The sequence below is a fragment of the Pseudarthrobacter equi genome (assembly GCF_900105535.1).
In the GTDB taxonomy this organism is placed as follows: domain Bacteria; phylum Actinomycetota; class Actinomycetes; order Actinomycetales; family Micrococcaceae; genus Arthrobacter; species Arthrobacter equi.
In genome coordinates this window covers 1389451-1407320 of record NZ_LT629779.1, presented here as the reverse complement: position 1 = coordinate 1407320, position 17870 = coordinate 1389451, and the positions used below count along the sequence as shown (strand labels likewise).

General features: G+C 65.1%; 17 protein-coding genes. 7 read left to right on the top strand and 10 right to left on the bottom strand.

Annotated features, from left to right (window positions below; genetic code table 11):
- Positions 1-34 precede the first annotated feature (34 nt).
- On the bottom strand, positions 35-616 hold the full coding sequence (locus BLT71_RS20735) for a DUF6318 family protein (RefSeq protein WP_231994521.1): 582 nt from the start codon (positions 614-616) through the stop codon (positions 35-37).
- 298 nt (positions 617-914) lie between these two features.
- Positions 915-2642 carry a purine-cytosine permease family protein gene (locus BLT71_RS06405; protein ID WP_091718572.1) on the bottom strand — a complete coding sequence of 576 codons (1728 nt, stop codon included), beginning with the start codon at positions 2640-2642 and terminating at the stop codon, positions 915-917.
- 215 nt (positions 2643-2857) lie between these two features.
- On the opposite strand from BLT71_RS06405, the gene bioB reads away from it, so the two are divergent.
- The 4 genes from bioB to BLT71_RS06385 are packed head-to-tail and all read left to right on the top strand — an operon-like array spanning position 2858 to position 5122.
- Positions 2858-3871, top strand: coding sequence for a biotin synthase BioB (bioB, locus tag BLT71_RS06400; protein ID WP_091718570.1), 1014 nt, complete (start codon positions 2858-2860; stop codon positions 3869-3871).
- Positions 3868-4179 carry a biotin synthase auxiliary protein BsaP gene (bsaP, locus tag BLT71_RS06395; protein WP_091718569.1) on the top strand — a complete coding sequence of 104 codons (312 nt, stop codon included), beginning with the start codon at positions 3868-3870 and terminating at the stop codon, positions 4177-4179. Before bioB ends, bsaP begins: the two co-directional genes overlap by 4 nt.
- Positions 4180-4233: 54 nt before the next feature.
- Complete coding sequence (locus tag BLT71_RS06390; RefSeq protein ID WP_091718567.1) at positions 4234-4668, top strand: pyridoxamine 5'-phosphate oxidase family protein; 435 nt, start codon at positions 4234-4236, stop codon at positions 4666-4668.
- A gap of 19 nt (positions 4669-4687) precedes the next feature.
- Positions 4688-5122 (top strand): very short patch repair endonuclease, encoded by a 435-nt coding sequence (locus tag BLT71_RS06385; RefSeq protein WP_091718565.1) that lies wholly within the window; start codon positions 4688-4690, stop codon positions 5120-5122.
- A gap of 118 nt (positions 5123-5240) precedes the next feature.
- Here BLT71_RS06385 and BLT71_RS06380 read toward each other — a convergent pair whose 3' ends face one another.
- On the bottom strand, positions 5241-6467 hold the full coding sequence (locus BLT71_RS06380; protein WP_172829916.1) for a glycosyl hydrolase: 1227 nt from the start codon (positions 6465-6467) through the stop codon (positions 5241-5243).
- On the opposite strand from BLT71_RS06380, the gene BLT71_RS20545 reads away from it, so the two are divergent.
- Positions 6439-6693: a hypothetical protein gene (locus tag BLT71_RS20545; protein ID WP_172829873.1), complete on the top strand. Its 255-nt coding sequence runs from the start codon at positions 6439-6441 to the stop codon at positions 6691-6693. The two genes, BLT71_RS06380 and BLT71_RS20545, sit on opposite strands and share 29 nt — an antisense overlap.
- Positions 6690-7100: an Hpt domain-containing protein gene (locus tag BLT71_RS06375; RefSeq protein ID WP_091718561.1), complete on the top strand. Its 411-nt coding sequence runs from the start codon at positions 6690-6692 to the stop codon at positions 7098-7100. Before BLT71_RS20545 ends, BLT71_RS06375 begins: the two co-directional genes overlap by 4 nt.
- Here BLT71_RS06375 and BLT71_RS06370 read toward each other — a convergent pair.
- Entirely contained in the window at positions 7073-7837 is a 765-nt protein-coding gene (locus BLT71_RS06370; protein WP_172829915.1) for a response regulator transcription factor, read from the bottom strand. The genes BLT71_RS06375 and BLT71_RS06370 overlap by 28 nt on opposite strands.
- Before the next feature lie 94 nt (positions 7838-7931).
- Between BLT71_RS06370 and BLT71_RS06365 the strand changes: the two genes are divergently transcribed.
- Complete coding sequence (locus BLT71_RS06365; RefSeq protein ID WP_091718557.1) at positions 7932-9587, top strand: sensor histidine kinase; 1656 nt, start codon at positions 7932-7934, stop codon at positions 9585-9587.
- Here BLT71_RS06365 and BLT71_RS06360 read toward each other — a convergent pair.
- The 6 genes from BLT71_RS06360 to BLT71_RS06335 form a co-directional block, all read right to left on the bottom strand.
- Positions 9584-10783, bottom strand: coding sequence for a 5-methylcytosine restriction system specificity protein McrC (locus tag BLT71_RS06360; protein WP_091723856.1), 1200 nt, complete (start codon positions 10781-10783; stop codon positions 9584-9586). The two genes, BLT71_RS06365 and BLT71_RS06360, sit on opposite strands and share 4 nt — an antisense overlap.
- Positions 10784-10856: 73 nt before the next feature.
- The gene (locus BLT71_RS06355; RefSeq protein ID WP_091718555.1) at positions 10857-13088 is read right to left on the bottom strand and encodes an McrB family protein; all 2232 of its coding nucleotides are present in this window, start codon (positions 13086-13088) and stop codon (positions 10857-10859) included.
- A 109-nt stretch (positions 13089-13197) separates the two neighbouring features.
- A complete protein-coding gene (locus BLT71_RS06350) occupies positions 13198-13455 on the bottom strand; it encodes a hypothetical protein (RefSeq protein WP_056084017.1) in 258 nt (85 codons plus the stop codon).
- Positions 13456-13519: 64 nt separating this feature from the next.
- Positions 13520-13936, bottom strand: a complete 417-nt coding sequence (locus tag BLT71_RS06345) for an acyl-CoA thioesterase (protein ID WP_091718554.1) — start codon at positions 13934-13936, stop codon at positions 13520-13522.
- Between the two features lie 47 nt (positions 13937-13983).
- Positions 13984-16062 carry an ABC transporter ATP-binding protein gene (locus BLT71_RS06340; protein WP_091718552.1) on the bottom strand — a complete coding sequence of 693 codons (2079 nt, stop codon included), beginning with the start codon at positions 16060-16062 and terminating at the stop codon, positions 13984-13986.
- Positions 16059-17792 (bottom strand): ABC transporter ATP-binding protein, encoded by a 1734-nt coding sequence (locus BLT71_RS06335; RefSeq protein WP_091718550.1) that lies wholly within the window; start codon positions 17790-17792, stop codon positions 16059-16061. The genes BLT71_RS06340 and BLT71_RS06335 overlap by 4 nt, the downstream gene beginning before the upstream one ends.
- Between the last annotated feature and the right edge of the window lie 78 nt (positions 17793-17870).

The following is a 17870-nucleotide window of genomic DNA, read 5'->3' as shown; positions in this document are numbered from 1 at the left end:
GCTACCGTTGCTCTCACGCATAGTTTGGTGGGCATCACCGAAGCGGGTGCAGGCCGTTGACGCGCCAGTTTGATTCGGCAAAATCAACTAGGAGCACATTCCCAGTGTTGGAAGGCTTGGTGGCCTGGCGAAACTCACCACCCCCAGGCTGATAGTAAGTCAGGGTGTCCTGCAAGACTTGGATGACTACTTGATAGTTTCCATCTGACGACTTCTCGAAAGTTGTCGTTGCGGCTGGCACCGTAAGTCTTCCCCCTGCCAACCAGCGGCCGTCCTGATAGTTGGTCGTCAGAGAGTTGATGATGTTGTTGCAGTATTCGCAATCAGGCGATGTCATCGCTTGCACGGTGGACACGTTCCCGGTTTGATACGCGTAATTGAGATGCTCGAACCAGTACTTAGTGAAAGCCTCTGCGCCCTCCTTCGTCTCCGTCTTCGCCACTTCCGGCAACACTGGGACGGGGACGTTTTGGGCTGGCCCGGATGCGTCGGCGGGCTTGTAGACGGCACTGGGAGTAGGGGTAGGCGTGGGCGAAACGCTGGGAGACGCTGACTGGGAAGGCGTTGCCGATCCAGTGCCCGGATCCGCAGGCGCTCCCCCGGAGCAGCCAGCCATCAGAAGCGCTCCGGCAACCACAAGAACAGCCGCACCGGATCGAGGGCAAAAGGACGTACGAACGTTGCGCGAGGTCATGGGCCGCTATTCCCCCAGTAGTTTCAAGACGGCTTGTTCCGGACAGTGATTCAAGGGTAGCCCAGGTCACATCTCGGCGATAAGAGTTATCCACAGGCATCCGACTCCGGTTCTACCACCCCGCCAGGCCGCGCGGAAGTCACATGGAAAAAGCCGGTGCCCCCAGGCACCGGCTTCCCCCCCAACTGCTGACAGCTCCAACCACAGAGCTATGGGACGGCTACTTCTGTGCCGGAAGCACCAACTCCCCTGTCTTGTCCGTGGACAAGGCGAGCGAGGAAACATACTGCGGGCCGCCGTCGGGCGCGTCCTGTGCCGAGCGCACCATGTCCGGACGTTCGAACTCCAGCCCCGTCACGTGGCAGGTGAGTTTCGCGTCGCTGGGGTTGCCGTCGGCGTCGAACATGGGCAGGTCAATGCCGTCGTCGGTCCGGCGGAGGTAGTACCGGCCGCGGGTCAGGACCGCGAGCGCCGGCGGAAGCACCAGTGCCAGGCCAACAGCGAAGATGGGCGAATACGGCTGGATGCCGGACCCAAAAGCACCGAAGAAGACAGCGATGGAGACGCCCGCTGACACCAGCATCGCCACGAACCCCACCGGGTTCACGGCGTAGAGCATGCCACGGCGGAACTCTGGCACTTTCGGGGAGATCTTGAGCAGGTACTTGTTGATGGCGATATCGGAGGCAACCGTAACCACCCAGGCCATGGCGCAGTTGGCGTAGAAGCCGAGGATGGTGTTGAGGAAGTCGAACATGTTGGCTTCCATCAGGACCAGGGCGATCAGCAGGTTGACCACCACGAACACCATCCGGCCCGGGTAGGTCTTGGTGATTCGGGTAAAGCTGTTGGTCCACGCCAGCGATCCGGAGTACGCGTTGGTGACGTTGATTTTGATCTGCGAAATGACCACCAGCACCACGGCCAGGGTCATCGCCAGCCATGCCGGCATCATCTCCTGGTACACGCCCAGGAACTGGTGCACGGGCTCGTTGGCGGTGGCCGAGGCGGCGGGGTCCAGGGTGGCGATGAGGTAGATGGCGATGAAGAGGCCCACGATCTGCTTAATGGCACCGAAGATCACCCAGCCCGGCCCAGCCAGAATGACGGCCCGCCACCAGGCCGCGCGGTTGGCGTCGGTACGCGGCGGCATGAACCGGAGGTAGTCGATCTGCTCGGCGATCTGCGCCATGAGGGACAGGCATACGCCGGCCGCCAGCATCACGGAGGCCAGGTTCGGGCCGCCGTCGCCGGACTCACCGGTGTACGCAAAGAAGCTGTCGATGCTCTCCGGGTGCGAAACCAGCAGGTACCCCACGGGAACAACCATCAGGAGCAGCCACAGCGGAGTGGTCCACACCTGTAGCTTGGCCAGGGTGTTCATCCCGTAAATGACCAGCGGGATGATGATGACTGTGGACGCCGCGTACCCCAGCCACTGCGGAATCCCCAGGCCCAGCTCCAGCCCCTGGGCCATGATGGAGCCCTCCAGTGCGAAGAAGATGAACGTGAACGTGGCAAAGATGACGTTGGTGACCACGGATCCGTAGTAGCCGAAGCCGGAGCCGCGGGTGATCAGGTCCAGGTCGATGTTGTAGCGTGCCGCGTAGTAGGCCAGCGGGAAGCCGGTGGCGAAGATGATCACCGCGGCCACCAGGATGCCGAAGATCGCGTTTACCGTGCCATAGGAAATCCCTATGTTCGCGCCAATCGAGAAGTCCGCCAGGTAGGCGATGCCGCCCAACGCGCTGGTGGCCACCACGCCTGCGCTCCATTTGCGGTACGAGCGCGGGGCGAACCGCAGCGTATAGTCCTCCAGGCTCTCCTTGGTGGCGTTCAGCGCTGCAGCGTTTCCGGCGGCCGGAGTCGCCGGGGATCCGCCGACGACGCCGGCGCCGGGTGGTGCAGCAGGCTCCAGCAGTTGCGTGGATTCTGAGTCGTGGCTCATGGGCGTGCGTCGCTTTCGTTCGGGGTTCGAGGTCTGCGAGAGACGCTATCCAGCCGAAAAGACAGTCCCATCACGTTCCTGTTTCCGCGGTGTAAAGCCTTGACTGCTCCAGTCAACAATTGATGGGCGGGCTACTTGTTGCCACCCCACAAAAACGGCCGGCACCCCTGGAACTAGCGTCGGAACGGTACGTTCCGCGAGATAAAGGACCACCCATGACTGCCACCGTCCACAACTGGCCCATCCTCGAGACAGCCCGCGCCCAGGTCCTGGAGCGGGGTACCGGGCTCACCGAAGAGCAGCTGGTGGAGGTCCTCACCCTCCCGGACGAAGCACTCCCCCGGGCTTTGGAGCTGGCGCACCAGGTCCGGCTTCGGCATTGCGGCGAGGACGTGGAGGTTGAAGGCATCGTCTCCATCAAGACCGGCGGCTGCCCGGAAGACTGCCACTTCTGCAGCCAATCCGGGCTCTTCGACAGCCCCGTCCGCGGCGTCTGGCTGGACATCCTGGAGCTGGTCAAAGCCGCCAAGGAAACTGCTGCCACCGGTGCCACGGAGTTTTGCATTGTGGCCGCCGTGCGCGGCCCGGACATCAAACTCATGAACCAGGTCAAGTTCGCCATCGACCGGATCAACGAGGAAGTGGACATCAACATCGCGTGTTCCCTGGGCATGCTCACCCAACGGCAGGTGGACCAGCTCGCCGGCTGGGGCGTCCACCGCTACAACCACAACCTCGAAACCGCCCGCAGCTTCTTCCCGCAGGTGGTCACCACGCACACGTATGAGGAACGCCTCGAGACCTGCGCCATGGTGAAGGCTGCCGGCATGGAACTGTGCTGCGGCGCGCTCCTGGGAATGGGCGAGTCAGTCCACCAGCGGGCAGAACTCGCCGCCCAGCTTGCTGCACTGGACCCGCACGAAGTGCCGCTGAACTTCCTCAACCCCCGGCCGGGAACTCCCCTGGAAAACCAAGGCGTCATGGACGGCAAGGACGCCCTCCGGGCCATCGCTGCCTTCCGCCTCGCCATGCCCCGAACGGTCCTGCGCTACGCCGGCGGACGCGAGCTTACGCTTGGCGATCTGGGCACCCGCGAAGGGTTCCTGGGCGGTATCAACGCCGTCATCGTGGGCAACTACCTCACCACCCTGGGACGCCCCGCCACCGCCGACCTCAACCTCCTGGTGGACCTCAACATGCCCATCAGGGAACTGCAGAAGACCCTGTGAGCCCGCTCCCGGCCGGAGCCTCCCCGGATCCTGCGGCCCTGTACTGCGGTCACTGCGGTGAGCCCCGCGAAGAGAACGCTCGCGAGGGTGGCCGCGGCGCCGATGACCACCGCAGAAAGGGCACGGACGACGGCGGGACCACGCCGCCGTCGTCCGCCCACCTGCGATGCGCGTCACGGCTGCACCTGGAACCGCCGCGGTTCTGCGGCCAGTGTGCGCGCCGCCTGAAGGTGCAGGTCACACCGCTGGGCTGGTGGGCTGCCTGCTCACGGCATGGCGTCATTACCTGTCCTGACACCACACCGTGAAAAAACGGCCACCACCCCCTAGCGCTTTTCTACAAGCAGTAGAAGAATGGCTGCATGATGTTTGAACACGCAGATGGGCAACCCATTCTCGAACTCACCGACGAGCAGTCCTGGGAACTCCTGGAGGGAACCAAGCACGGGAGGCTGGTGGTTTCCGTTGCGGGCGAACCGGACATTTTCCCGGTCAACTACGTCACGGCGGACCGGAAGGTCTACCTGAGGACCGCCCCGGGCAACAAGCTGGCACAGCTGACCATCAACTCCAAGGTGCTCTTCGAAACGGACGGCATCCTCTCGGACCAGGCGTGGTCCGTGGTCCTCCGCGGCAGTGCACGCGTGCTGAGCAACTCGGCGGAGCTGGAAACGGTGGAGGCACTGGGCCTGAAGACCTGGGTTCCCACGCTCAAGGACTTCTACGTGGAAATCGAGCCCAGCTCCGTCAGCGGGCGGCACTTCAACTTCGGAGAGCAGCCGGAGCGGGAAATCTAGGCGCTCCTAGACTGGAAGCATGGCGGACAGGCTCACTCCCGAGCAACGCAGCTGGAACATGTCCCGCATCCGGGGCAAGAACACCAAGCCCGAGCTCTTGGTGCGCCGGCTCCTGCACGCCAAGGGCTACCGTTACCGGCTCCATGGCGCCGCAGGCGGGGGAAAGCTGCCAGGCAACCCGGACCTCGTGTTCGCCGGCCGCCACAAAGTCATCTTCGTCAACGGCTGCTTCTGGCACTTCCACGACTGCCGCGTCGGCCAGCACGCACCCAAAGCCAATGCGGGCTTCTGGGCCGATAAGCGCACCCGCACCAGGGAACGCGACGCCACGCAGCGCCGCAAGCTGGAGGACGCCGGCTGGGAGGTCCTCACCCTCTGGGAGTGCGAACTCAAAGACGGCGCCGCGCTCGAGTCACAGCTGGTGCGGTTCCTTGAAACCCGGCAGCGGACTTGAGTGAATCTTAATGCTTTGGGCACGGCCTTCTTGAGACCTGCCCGGGAGGATGGGGAAGTGCCCCGGCCGGGAGCACATCCCCGCCACATGCCGGAGCTGCCACATCCCCTCTTTGCCGCTAAGTCCTCCGGGCCGCCAAGGCGGATTTGAAAGCGGCTGCAGAGGCATCACTGCTGTTGATGCGCCAGTCGGTTTCCTTCTGGAGGTGGAACCAGACGAAGCCCATCACGTCCGGCTGCGCGGAAAGGTAGGACACCAGCGCAGTATTCCAGGAAGCCTTGGAACCGCCCAGCTCGCTGGACGCCACCTCGGCAATCAGGATGGGTTTGCCCGCCGCGAGTCCGCGCAACTGGGAAATGCCGGGGCCAAACAGGTCCTGCGGCGCCACCCAGCTGCTCCACGACTGGGAGGTGCCCCAGTTGTAGCCGTCCAGGGCAACAATGTCCACGTAGCCCGCACCCGGATAGAGCCCGGCAAGGTCAGTGGAACCCCAGTAGGGAACGTTCGGGGACCACACCCACTGGACGTTGCCTGCACCGGTGGACGCCATGACGTCGTGGACGTGGCGCCAGGCCGCAACATAGTCGCCTGCCTGGTTCCCGTTCACGCCCTCCGCCCAGGGGTACCAGTTGCCGTTCATTTCATGGGCGAAGCGCAGCATCACGGGTTTGCCCCAGGACGTGAGCGCCTGGCCCCACTGGAGGATCCTGGCGTCGAAGTCGCCGGCAGCGATCCGGTCCAGGGCATAGGCGGGCTGATCCACTCCGCCGCCCCAAGCCCACGGCTCCCACGTGACCAATGGCGTGGCACCCCGTGCCTGGACGGCGTCCAGCTCGGCCAGCGGCGGCGCCTGGAGGAAGTCCTTGTAGGAAAGCACCATGGTGGGGTTCTCCCCCGCGAGGGTTGCCACTTCATCGAGTTCCGCCGATGCGAGCGGTCCCCCGGCTGTCGCAGCGCCGAACCGGAGGAGTGCGTTGCTGGCCGGTGGTGGCGGAGTGGCGGCTGCCTGAACGGCGAAGAGGGCGGACGCCTTCACGGACGAGGTTTTGGCAGTCACGGTGACGTTGCCGGTGGACCCGGACGGAATGCTCACCCCCGCGCTGAAGGCACCCGTGGAACTGGTCTTGAAAGCGAACGTGGCCGACCCGATGATCACCGTTCCGGTGGTGGCGGCTTTGAACCCGGTCCCGGCCACAGTCACGGCGGACCCCGCCGGCCCGGACGCCGGACTCAACGCAATTTGTGCTGCCGGAGCGGCGGCTGCCGCGGCCGGTTGAACAGCCGCAAGAACCAGGCCGGCTCCCACGAACGCAGCAATGACTAACCTCTTTAACGATTTTGCCAACACAACCCATCCCCAGCTGACGGGCGGCCACGGCCGCAAGGTTTCAGTGCGGAAAGCACTGGCTCAAGTATTGGGTGCGGAAGCCGCAGTGTCATCAAGAAACCCACAATTCTTCCCCGAAACGGTGCCGCCCCCGGGCGCCGGTCCTAACCTGAAACTGCACGCCCGCCCCACTCCGATGATTCGCTGCCGGACTGAAAAACGTCAGCTGAAAGGAACCCCGTGAGCCCCTCGGATGACGCCCCCCTGCCGCTGGTGGACCAGTCAGTGCTGGACCGTCTCCGGGACGAACTCGGAGAAGACGGGGGCTACAGCAAGGTGTTCGTGGGGAACTTCATCGAGTGCCTGCCCCAGCGGCTCAGCAAGCTCCGGTTGGCCCTGACCACCGGAGACTTGGAGGGCTCCGTGGACGCTGTCCTGAGCCTGAAGACCTCCAGCCAGATGGTGGGCGCGGAACGGCTGGCGGGACTGGCAACGAATCTGGAAAGCGAAATCCGCAGCGGGGCACGCGCGGCAGACGCCGCCGTCGTACTTCCCCACCTGGCCGCCGCTTTCCTGCGGAACATCACCCAATGCAGCCGCCAGACCACACACCGCCTGCAGGCTCAGTGCGCGATGGGCGCCAGCCTGTAACCGACGCCGCGGACGGTCTGCAGCCAGCGCGGCTGCTGCGGCGAGTCGCCCAGCTTCTTGCGCAGGTTGCCCATATGGACCTCGACGGACCGTTCGTCCGCCTCGCTGATGTAACTCCCGACGTCGTAGTCTTCGTCCCGCAGCCGGCGCACCAGGTCCGATTTGGTCCGGACAGTCCGCCCGGCTTCCAGCAGCGCGTGCAGGAGTTCGAATTCCGTGCGGGTCAGGTTCATTTCCGTGCCGTCCACCAGCACGGTCCGGGAGGCGTAGCTGAGCTCGAGTCCGTTGTGGCTGTAGTTGCCCCGCTCCGGGTGGCCGCCGGCCTCTGCCGGGATCTCGGCAGGGGTGTCTGCGGGTTCGGAGGCGGAACGCGGGCGCCGCATCATGGCCGCCACCCGGGCACGGAGTTCGCGCGGCCGGAAAGGCTTGGTGAGGTAGTCGTCGGCGCCGGACTCAAGCCCAATAAGGGTGTCCAGCTCTTCCGTGCGGGCCGTGAGCATCACGATGTAGGCATCGGAAAATTCGCGGATCTGCCGGGAAACCTCGAATCCGTCGATGTCCGGCAAGCCCAAATCCAGGGTGATGACATCGGGGCTGATGGTTTTGGCCACCAGGACACCTTCTGCGCCACTGCTGGCTACTGTTACATCAAATCCGGCTTGGGTCAGCACCGTGCGAACCAATTCCCGGATGTCGTGGTCATCCTCGATGACAAGTCCCACACGTGCATCACTCATAGCGCCCCCTCAGCAGCCAACGTCAGAAGTATAGCTGGCTGCGGATATCCTGCTGGTATGGTCTCGCACGCGCCCGCCCGAATGTTCCAGGTCAATGGCTAACCCGGTGGCATGGTCGTCGGGAGGGCTGCGCTTTTTCCGGCGCCAGTTCCACGAGTACAGCCTGCGGGACCGCGTGGCCATGAGCCAGATGCCGCTGTTCATCACCACGCTGCTGACGATGTTCCTGGTGTGGGCCTTCTTCCCCGGAACAATGGGCAATCCGCTCTTCGCTGCGTTCGTCGTCTCGCAGCTCGTGCTGATGGGTCTCTGCTACGTCATCCCGTGGGAGCGGCTGCCCTTCACGAGCTTCCTGGTCATCCCCCTGCTGGACTTCATCTCCATCGCGGTGGGCCGGGAGGGCGGGCAGGACAGCCTCACCGGCATCAGCCTGCTGGCTGTCTTCCCGGTCATCTGGCTGTGCGCCTCCGGGTACTATCCCAAGGCCGCCCTTTGGTTGTCCTTCCTGGCACCGCTGGCCATCATCTGGGTTCCGCTGCTCCTGAAGGGGAACGTCACGGCCCAGGACCTCACCCGGTCCCTGCTGCTGCCGGTCATGATGCTCGGCATCGGGATCTCGGTCAGCGTCCTCACGCTCAGCATGATGCGCCAGCAACGCGAGCTGGAGGAGAAGGACGCCCAGCTCCAGGCCAACCTCCGCACCAGCCAGCGGCAGGAGTCCCTGCTGAACACCGTCCTGGATACGGTCCATTTGGGCGTGCTGGCGGTCGACGCGGACGGTCACGATGTCCTGATGAACAGGAAGCAGCGGGCCAACCACCTGCTGGCCAGCCCCAAGGACAACCCGGACCCCAACGAGTCCCAGCTGCTGGTATTCGGTCCGGACAGAAAAACCCTCATCCCGGTGCCGGACCGCCCCGTCCGCCGCGCCGTGCTGGGCGAAACCTTCACTGACTACCTCGTGTGGCTGGGCGACGGCAGGGACCAGCGCGCGTTCGTCACCACCGCCCGGGCCATGAAGGACAGCGACGGGAAGTTCACCGGCTCGGTCATTGCGTTCAGTGACGTCACGGACCTGGTGAACGCGCTGGCTGCGAAGGACGACTTCGTCTCCAGCGTCTCCCATGAGTTCCGGACGCCGCTGACGTCCATCCTCGGGTACGTGGAAATCCTGCTGGCTGACGAACCGGAGGAATCACAGCAGGAGATGCTCGAAATCATCCGCCGGAACTCCGAGCGGCTGCTGACCCTGGTATCGGACCTGCTCTCCAGCCGGAACGGGCAGCTCATCGTCACCCCGCACACCGTGGATGTGGCAGAGCTGGTGCGGACCAGCGTGTCCTCCGCCATGCCGAGGGCCACGGCATCTGGCGTGGAGCTGGCGGCCGAGACCCCGGATCAGCTTGAGGCCCACGTGGACGGGGCCAGGATTTCCCAGGTCCTGGACAACCTGGTGTCCAACGCCATCAAGTACTCCCCCGACGGCGGCAACGTCCTGGTCAGCCTGGCCCGCGAAGACGGCCACCTCGAATGCCGCGTTACGGACACCGGCATGGGGATGACCCCCGAGGACGCCTCCGAGGTATTCGCCAAGTTCTTCCGCACCAGCAACGTCCGCCGGACGGCCATCCCGGGTGTGGGGCTGGGGCTGCCCATCAGCAAGGCGATCGTCGAAGCCCACGGCGGGACCATCAGCGTGGACAGCACCCTGGGCGAGGGCACCACCTTCATGTTCCGGGTGCCGGTCTAAGGTTCGCCGGCACGCGCCTGCCGGACCACTTCGCCCCACGACTGCCGGGCCAAGTCCTGCACGGCGGCCAGGACCTCCGCGGGCGGCAGAGAGAGATCCAGAGGAAACTCCACGATGTCGATATCCGTGTTCAGGATCCGGCGGAGCTTGATGTCACCGGATCCGGCGTATACCAGCCACGCTGTTGGCACGGCCAGCGCCGTGCAGTGGGCCAGCATCTGGAAGTGGTCCGCGGTGAGGGAAGCACCGGAGTCTGTGGCGGCCTTGTACTTGGCGTTGAAGGCCACCACGGGACGGCCACCGAGCATGTGCACGGCGTCCGGCTGCACGGTGAGGCGGTCAGAGTCCCGCACGGCTTCGCTCAGGAGCGCGTTGTACCGGAGCCGCAGCTCCCCCGGGTAGGCGGCCATCGCTTCACGCAGGGCGGTGCCCACGAAATCCACGAACACCCGGGCCATGTCCACCACGAACGCGGCCGTCTGCTGCCGTCCCGGCCCTGCCTCAGCCGAGGCGTTGCGGAGGATGAGCTCGGCCAGCCGCAGCACCGCGTGGTACCGGAGGTTCATCCTGCTGGGCTTCCACGACGGCAGCGGCGCACCGGACGGGAGCCGGGTGACGCCGTCGAGCTTTCCCTTGAGCAGCCGCAGCCGGCTCAGTACTTCGGGCCGGACCCGCGGCACCTGGCCCATGCGTTCCAGGGCCGCCCGTAGGATCCGGTTCTCGGCAATGTCCTCGGTGAATTCGTCGTAGGAGACTTCCAGCGGCACCAGCATGCCCGGCCGGCGGGAAATCTGGTCCGAGATGCGGATCCGTCCCTTGACCGTGCGGAGGGATTCGTCCACGGCCAGGTAGCCCTGCAGGACGCCGCGTCCCAGCGCCCGTTCGGCCAGCTGCGCCAGGGACTCGGCCAGCGCACTCCACAGCTCCCGCTCCTCGAAGGCAGCCACCGAGTCCGGCCGGAAGCCCTGCTCCCCCGCGTAACTCAGGAGGAACAGCAGCCGGCCAAGGCCCAGCCGGTCCTTGGGCCTGACGTCCAGCTGGACCGAGGCAGTGCGCACCGATCCCACTTTGCCCACCGGCTCAATCCGGTACAGCCCCATCCCCATGGGCGAGGCCTTGGCCAACCCGCTCGAATTCAGGAACGAAGCACTGGCAGGATCCAGCCGCTCCACGATCCCGCGGGACAGCTCGTCCAGCACCAGGTGCCGCGCGGCGCCTCCCGGGCCGCGCGCGCCGGCGTTGCCGTCCGGAGTGAAGGCCCTGGCGGGGTCAGCGGAGCGCAAGGCGTCCCAGCAGTTGCTCCAGCCCGAACCGTTCCTCCAGCTGCGCGCGGGTCAGCTGGCCGTGATAATGCTCCTCCAGCAGCGGCATGAGTTCGTACTTCCAGATCCGCCGCAGCCCGGCCGGTGTCTGCGCCGCGGGCTTCATGAAGTAGGACGGGCCGATCATCAGGTCCCGGTCCCATTCGTCGATGGCGCCGTTGAGAACGTCCAGCAGCAGCGCCGGCGTGGTGTCCAGCCCGCGGGCCTCCAGGAAGCGGAGCAGCGAACCCTTAACCGGTTCGGTTTGCGGATGCAGCTCGATGAACGAGAAGCGCCGGCGGATGGCGGCATCCATCATGGCGATGGACCGGTCCGCAGTGTTCATGGTGCCGATGATGTACAGGTTGTCCGGCAGCGTGAACGGCTCGTTGGGGCTGTACTGCAGGTAGATCCGGTCGTCTCGGTATTCGAGCAGGAAGTACAGCTCGCCGAAGACCTTGGCCAGGTTGGCGCGGTTCATCTCGTCGATGATCAGGAAGTACGGCTTCTTCTCGTTGCCGGGCTTGGCGGCTTCCTCGGCGAGGCGGCGCAGCGGGCCGGCAACAAGCTTGAAGGAGACCTGGCCTTCGTCCGTCTTGTCCGGCCGGTACCCCTCGAAGAAGTCCTCGTAGGCGTAGGAGGGGTGGAACTGGACCAGCTTGACGCGTTCGTCAGTGGTGTCGTCCGCCAACTCCGCTGCCAGGTGCTTGGCCAGGTAGGTCTTGCCGGTGCCAGGCGGGCCGTACAGGACCAGCTGGCGGTTCTCCTCCAGCAGGTCCGCGATCTCCTGCAGGGGCTCGAGGTCCATGTGCAGGGACTCCGCGAACTCCGGCGTCAGCGGCCGGAAGCCCTCCTGGACAGGTTCCACGACGGCGGCGGCTTCCGTTTCGCCGTCGGGCTCGGTCTCGGCTTCGGCCGGCAGGAGTGCCTGGAGCGCCTGCACCACGCGGGTTGCGTCCACCACGATGCCGGGGGTGGCCAGCTGCCGCTGGACGTGCCGGGGCAGGCTGGCGGTGGCGTGGCCTTCGTCGAACCAGCGCACCTTCCGTCGCAGCCGGCGGTTGTCATCGTTGTACTCGGGTTCGCCCAGCACGCCGCCCAGCCGGACCGTGCCGGCGTGCTGGTACAGGACCAGGTCGCCGGGTTTCATGACGGTGAGGAAGGCAAAGACGGCGGTCTTGGTGTCCTCGCGCTCCACGTAGCCAAGGTGCTTGTAGTCCTCGTCCACGGCATGCTGGACCAGCCCGGCGGTGACGCCGGGCTCCAGGAGGCGGAGGTGTTCGACGTCGAGCGTCACCTTTTCCTCGCCCTGCCAGGCGGTGAGCAACTCAGCGTTGTCGTGGTGGGTCCGGAGCAGCCATGCGCGGCGGCCGGGGTCGCCCACCTTGCGCCACTGGCTCACCAGCTGGCGGGCGTACCAGTCGATGCGCTGGCCGGCCTGCTCATCAAGGTGCAGGCGGATCCGGTGGATGTCGGCGGTGATGTCTTCTTCGGAATCCCCCTTGGCGCCACCCACCAGCGAGGCGAAGGCGTCCCGGATTTCCTGCCGCTCCACGTCCGCCACCACGGGTTCAAAGTAGCTGGGCCACGCCAGGAACTCGATGCTGCGGCGGATGGCAGGCTGGTCCGCCGGGGTGCCGGCTGCCAGGGCGTGGAACTTCAGCGGGTCAAGCAGTGCCGCGGTGATGGTGGTGGGCGGTTGCTGGTCCACATGCTGCACGAACCGGCACAGCCACCGGAGGTGGTCCCAGATGGTCCAGTTGAACTCGGCCGTTCGGTCCCGGATCACGCCGTGGTCCGTCATGCCCTGGTAGAGCTCTTCAGGCAGTTCCAGTGGCGGTTCGAGCCAGGAGGCGGCCTCGGCCACGCGGGCCCGCTTGACCTTGAGCGACTTCACTTCATGCGCCAGCGGCAGGGACTGCAGGAACAAAAGCTCGGCGGCCAGCTGCTTGGCTTCGCGGGAGGCGCCGTCGAGGTTCTGCCGGAGGTTGGTCATCATGGGCGCTTTGGGATCCGGCGTGCCCCGTTCCAGGCGGTCCAGCAGTTCCGCGGCGGCCTCGGAGGTCCAGGTCAGTGTCCGCCCGTCCAGGGCCGATGGTTTGCCCTGCAGCCCCGGGCTCAAAACAAACCATGCCGCGTCCTCGATCTCCTTGGAGATGCCGAGGGCGCGGGTCATGGCAGCAATGGTGGCGGGGGTCATGGATTCAAATTTACAGGGTCTAACTGGACGCCTGCTCAAAGCCGCTTGGCCGCCCGGTGGGGAGCCGTCCGGTTTCCGCCGGACGGCTCCTGGCCGTTAGCCCGGAAATTTACGTGCGCGGAGCGGACCGCTTCCGCCCGAAGATGAAGTACCCCATGGGTCCGACGAAGTTGATGAAGGATGCCGCACGCCAGGCGCCCTTAGGCCCGTTAATGAGTGCCGCCGGCCGCTTCGAGATGTCCCGCTGCGCCGCAACCAGCAGCGAGAGCTGGACGATGGCCACGATGATGGTGCCGGCCTTGGAGGACGGCGACATCTCCTTCCAGGTCTTCTTCTTCCTGGCGACTCGGGTCTTGTTCTTGCCCATCTGGCTTCCTTTCGGTGTGGTGTGGTTCCAGTCCAGTGTGCCCCGTGGGGTCCTGTCCAGAGGCTTAGTGCCTGTACGGCGCCAGGCGTTCCTTCTGTTCCGGCGTGAGCCGCTGCACCCGGCCGGTGGCCTCGTCCACGAAAGCAAGGTGGCTGCTCGCCCTGACGCAATCCTCCCCTGTGACGGGATCCTGGACCAGGTAATGGATGTCGAAGCTGGCGCCCTTCACGGCACCGATCCACACCTGCACCACGGCCGGGACGTTGCGGTATTCCAGGGTTCTGACGTAGCGGATCTTGTGGTCCACCACCAGCGCCATGATGCCGTCCGGGACATCGTTGAACAGCGAGACCTGCGGCTCAACGCCGGGCAGGCCCGCTCCCCGGGGCGGTCCGAAGGCACCGATCCTGGCTTCCTCAAGCATGCGGACGATCTGCACGTTGTTGATGTGTCCGTAGGCGTCCATGTCGCCCCAGCGCATGGGAACGGGGACCTCGATCCGCTGGCCGCCGTTCCCGTCGTGCCCGCTCAGCTGTGCACCGCCGTCGAATCATCCACCGGCACGTCACCGGCGTCGGCTCCAGCGAACTGGGACATGTACAGGCGGTAGTAGGCGCCTCCGGCCGCAAGCAGGACCTTGTGGTTGCCCTGCTCCACGATCCTGCCGTTCTCCATGACCAGGATGGTGTCGGCGTCGCGGATGGTGGAGAGCCGGTGGGCAATCACGAAGCTGGTGCGGTCCGACCGCAGTGCGGCCATGGCCTTCTGCACCAGCAGCTCGGTACGGGTATCCACCGAACTGGTTGCTTCGTCGAGGATCAGCAGCGACGGGTTGGCCACGAATGCCCGGGCAATGGTGATCAGCTGCTTCTCGCCGGCACTGACGTTGTTGCCTTCCTCGTCGATCACCGTGCTGTAGCCCTCGGGCAGGGCGCGGACGAAGCGGTCCACGAACGTGGCCTTGGCGGCTGCCATGACCTGCTCTTCGGTGGCGTCGAGGTTGCCGTAACGGATGTTGTCGTAAATGGACCCGCCGAACAGCCACGCGTCCTGCAGCACCATGCCCACCTTGGAGCGGAGTTCGGACCGGCTGAGGTGCGTCACGTCCACGCCGTCCAGGGTGATGGAACCGGAGTTGAGCTCGTAGAAACGCATTACCAGGTTCACCAGGGTGGTCTTTCCGGCGCCGGTGGGCCCCACGATGGCCACGGTGTTCCCCGGCTCCGCGGTGAAGGACAGGTTTTCGATGAGCTGCCGGTCCTCGGTGTAGCTGAAGGTGACGTCCCGGAATTCCACGTGGCCGTCGGTCCTGGCCGGCAGGTGCTCCGTAGCGGTCTCAGGGTCCTGTTCGTCGGCGTCGAGGAACTCGAACACCCGCTCTGCTGAGGCAACACCTGACTGAAGCATGTTGGCCATGCCCGCCATCTGGCCCAGCGGCTGGGTGAATTCGCGGGAGTACTGGATGAAGGCCGTGGCGTCACCGAGCGACATGGAGCCGGAGGCGACGCGCAGGCCGCCCACCACGGCGATGCCCACGTAGCTGAGGTAGGACACGAACTGCATCACCGGGAAGATGATGCCGGAGACGAACTGTGCGCCGAAGCTGGCCTTGTACAGGGCTTCGTTGCGCTCGTCGAACCGTTCGAGCATGTCCGCTTCGCGGCCGAAGACCCGGACGAGGTCGTGGCCCGAGAAGGATTCCTCGATCTGCCCGTTCAGCGTGCCGGTGTTCTTCCACTGCGCCGCGAAGAGCTTCTGGCTCCGCACGCCGATGAGGCCCGCTGCGACGCCCGAGAGCGGCAGGGCCACCAGGGCGATCAGGGCCAGCTGCCAGGAGACGATGAACATCATGATCACGATGCCCACCACTGTCAGCAGCGAGTTGATCAGCTGCGCGAAGGCCTGCTGGAGCGCCTGCTGGATGTTGTCGACGTCGTTGGTCACCCTGGACAGCACGTCGCCGCGCTGGCGGGTGTCGAAGTAGTTCAGCGGGAGGCGGTTGAGCTTCTTTTCGGTGTCGTCCCGGAGCTTGCGGATCACCTTCATGACGATGCGGTTCAGGACGTAGCCCTGCAGCCACAGGAAGATATTGGACACAAAGTACATCAGCAGGACCATGGCGATGAGCATGGTCAGTTTGTTGAAGTCGATGCCGGTGCCGGGCACCAGTTCCATCCGGGAGACCATGTCCGCGAAGTTGTCCTGGCCCTGTTGGCGCAGTCCCTCCACGAACTGGTCCTTACTCACGCCGGCCGGCAGTTGCTTGCCCACGACACCACCGAAAATAACGTCCATGGCCTGGCCGAGGATTTTCGGCGCAATAACGTTCAGCACCACGGCCACCACCACCATGGCCACCACCACGCAGATGCCCAGGGTTTCGGGCTTCAGCAGGCCCATCAGCCGCTTGGCCGACGGCCAGAAATGCTGGGCCTTCTTGGCGGGCATGCCGCCGAACATGTCGCCGTCGGCTTCGGAGGGCGTGAACTCCTCCTCGTAGAAGTCGTCGTCCTCCACCACTGCGGTTTCAGCGGAGCTGCCGGTGCCCTGCACTGTTGCCACGGCGTCTTGCTCAGTCTTCGCGGGGTCTTTCTTGCGGGGGCTCATGCCATTTCCTCCACGCTCAGCTGCGATTCAACAATTTCCTGGTACGTGGGTGAGGTTTCCAGGAGTTCCTCGTGCGTTCCGCGGTCCACGATCCGGCCGTTGTCCAGCACCAGGATCTGGTCCGCCTCGGTGATGGTGGAAACGCGCTGGGCAACGATGATGACCGTCGCGTCGGCAGTTGTGTCCTTCAGCGCCGCACGGAGGCGGGCATCGGTGGCAACGTCCAGCGCCGAGAACGAGTCGTCGAACAGGTAGACCCGGGGTTTAGTCACGAGGGCCCTGGCGATGCAGAGCCGCTGGCGCTGCCCGCCGGAAACGTTCGTGCCGCCCTGGGAGATCCGGGATTCGAGCGCCTTGGACTTTTCCCGGACGAACGATTCTCCCTGCGCCACCCGCAGCGCTTCCCACAGTTCCTGGTCCGTGGCATCGGTCTTCCCGAAGCGCAGGTTGTGCTCGATGGTGCCGGAGAAGAGGTAGGGCCGCTGGGGCACCAGGGCCACGCGCTTGGTGATCTCGGCGTGGTCAAGGCTGGTAACGGGGACGCCGTCCAGGAGGACTTCGCCTTCCGCGGCGTCGTAGAGCCGTGGCAGCAGCGAGAGCAGGCTGGTCTTGCCCGAACCGGTGGAACCGATGATGGCGATGGTCTGGCCAGGCCGGGCGGTGAAGCTGATGTTGCTCAACACCGGGGACTCGGCGCCCGGGTAGGCGAAGGTGACGTTGCGGTATTCCACTACGCCGCTGAGCTCCGAGGGGGCTACCGGGCGTTCGGGATCGTGGATGGAGGGTTCGACGTCGAGTACTTCGCCGATGCGGTCCGCACAGACGGAGGCGCGCGGGATCATCATGGCCATGAACGTGCCCATCATGACGGCCACCAGGATCTGGAGCAGGTACTGGAGGAACGCTGTCAGGGCGCCCACCTGCATGTCGCCCGAGTCGACGCGCTGGCCGCCGAACCACAGCACCGCAGCCGTGGACAGGTGCAGGATCATGCTGATGGCGGGGAACATGAGGACGAACAGGGCACCGATCTTCAGCGAAACATCGGTGAGCTCCTTGTTGGCTTCGCCGAAACGGCCGGTCTCGTACGGTTCCCGGACGAAAGCCCGGACCACCCTGATGCCGATGATCTGTTCCCGGAGCACCGCGTTAATGCGGTCGATCTTCTTCTGCATCGACCTGAACAGCGGCATGAGCCGGACCACCAGGTACCCCACCACTACGGTCAGCAGCGGCACGGAAACCCAGACCAGCCAGGACAGGTTGATGTCCTCACGCAGCGCCATGATGATGCCGCCGATGCACATGATGGGCGTGGCCACCATGAAGTTCAGGCCCATCAGCACCAGCATCTGCACCTGCTGCACATCATTGGTGCCGCGCGTGATCAGCGTGGGGGCGCCGAAAGCGTTGACGTCCTTGGCGGAGAAGCTGGTGACCTTCCGGAACACCGCCCGGCGCAGGTCGCGGCCCAGGGCCATGGCCGTCTTTGAACCGAAGTAGACGCCGGCGATGGCGGCAGCCACCTGGGCAAAGGCCACCAGGAGCATCACGGCACCGGTGCGCCAGATGAAGTCGGTGTCTCCCCTGGTGACGCCTTCATCGATGATCCGGGCGTTCAGGCTGGGCAGGTAGAGGGCCGCAATGGTGGATGCGAGCTGGAAGATGATGACGGCGGCGATGTAGGGAAAATACGGTTTGGAATAGCGCCGTATGAGCGTAAGGAGCATGGTTTCAACTCTAGTGTTGCCCACTGACATTGGAGTCCCATTTAATCCACCTTTTCGATCCGGTTAACGCTGCCGGCA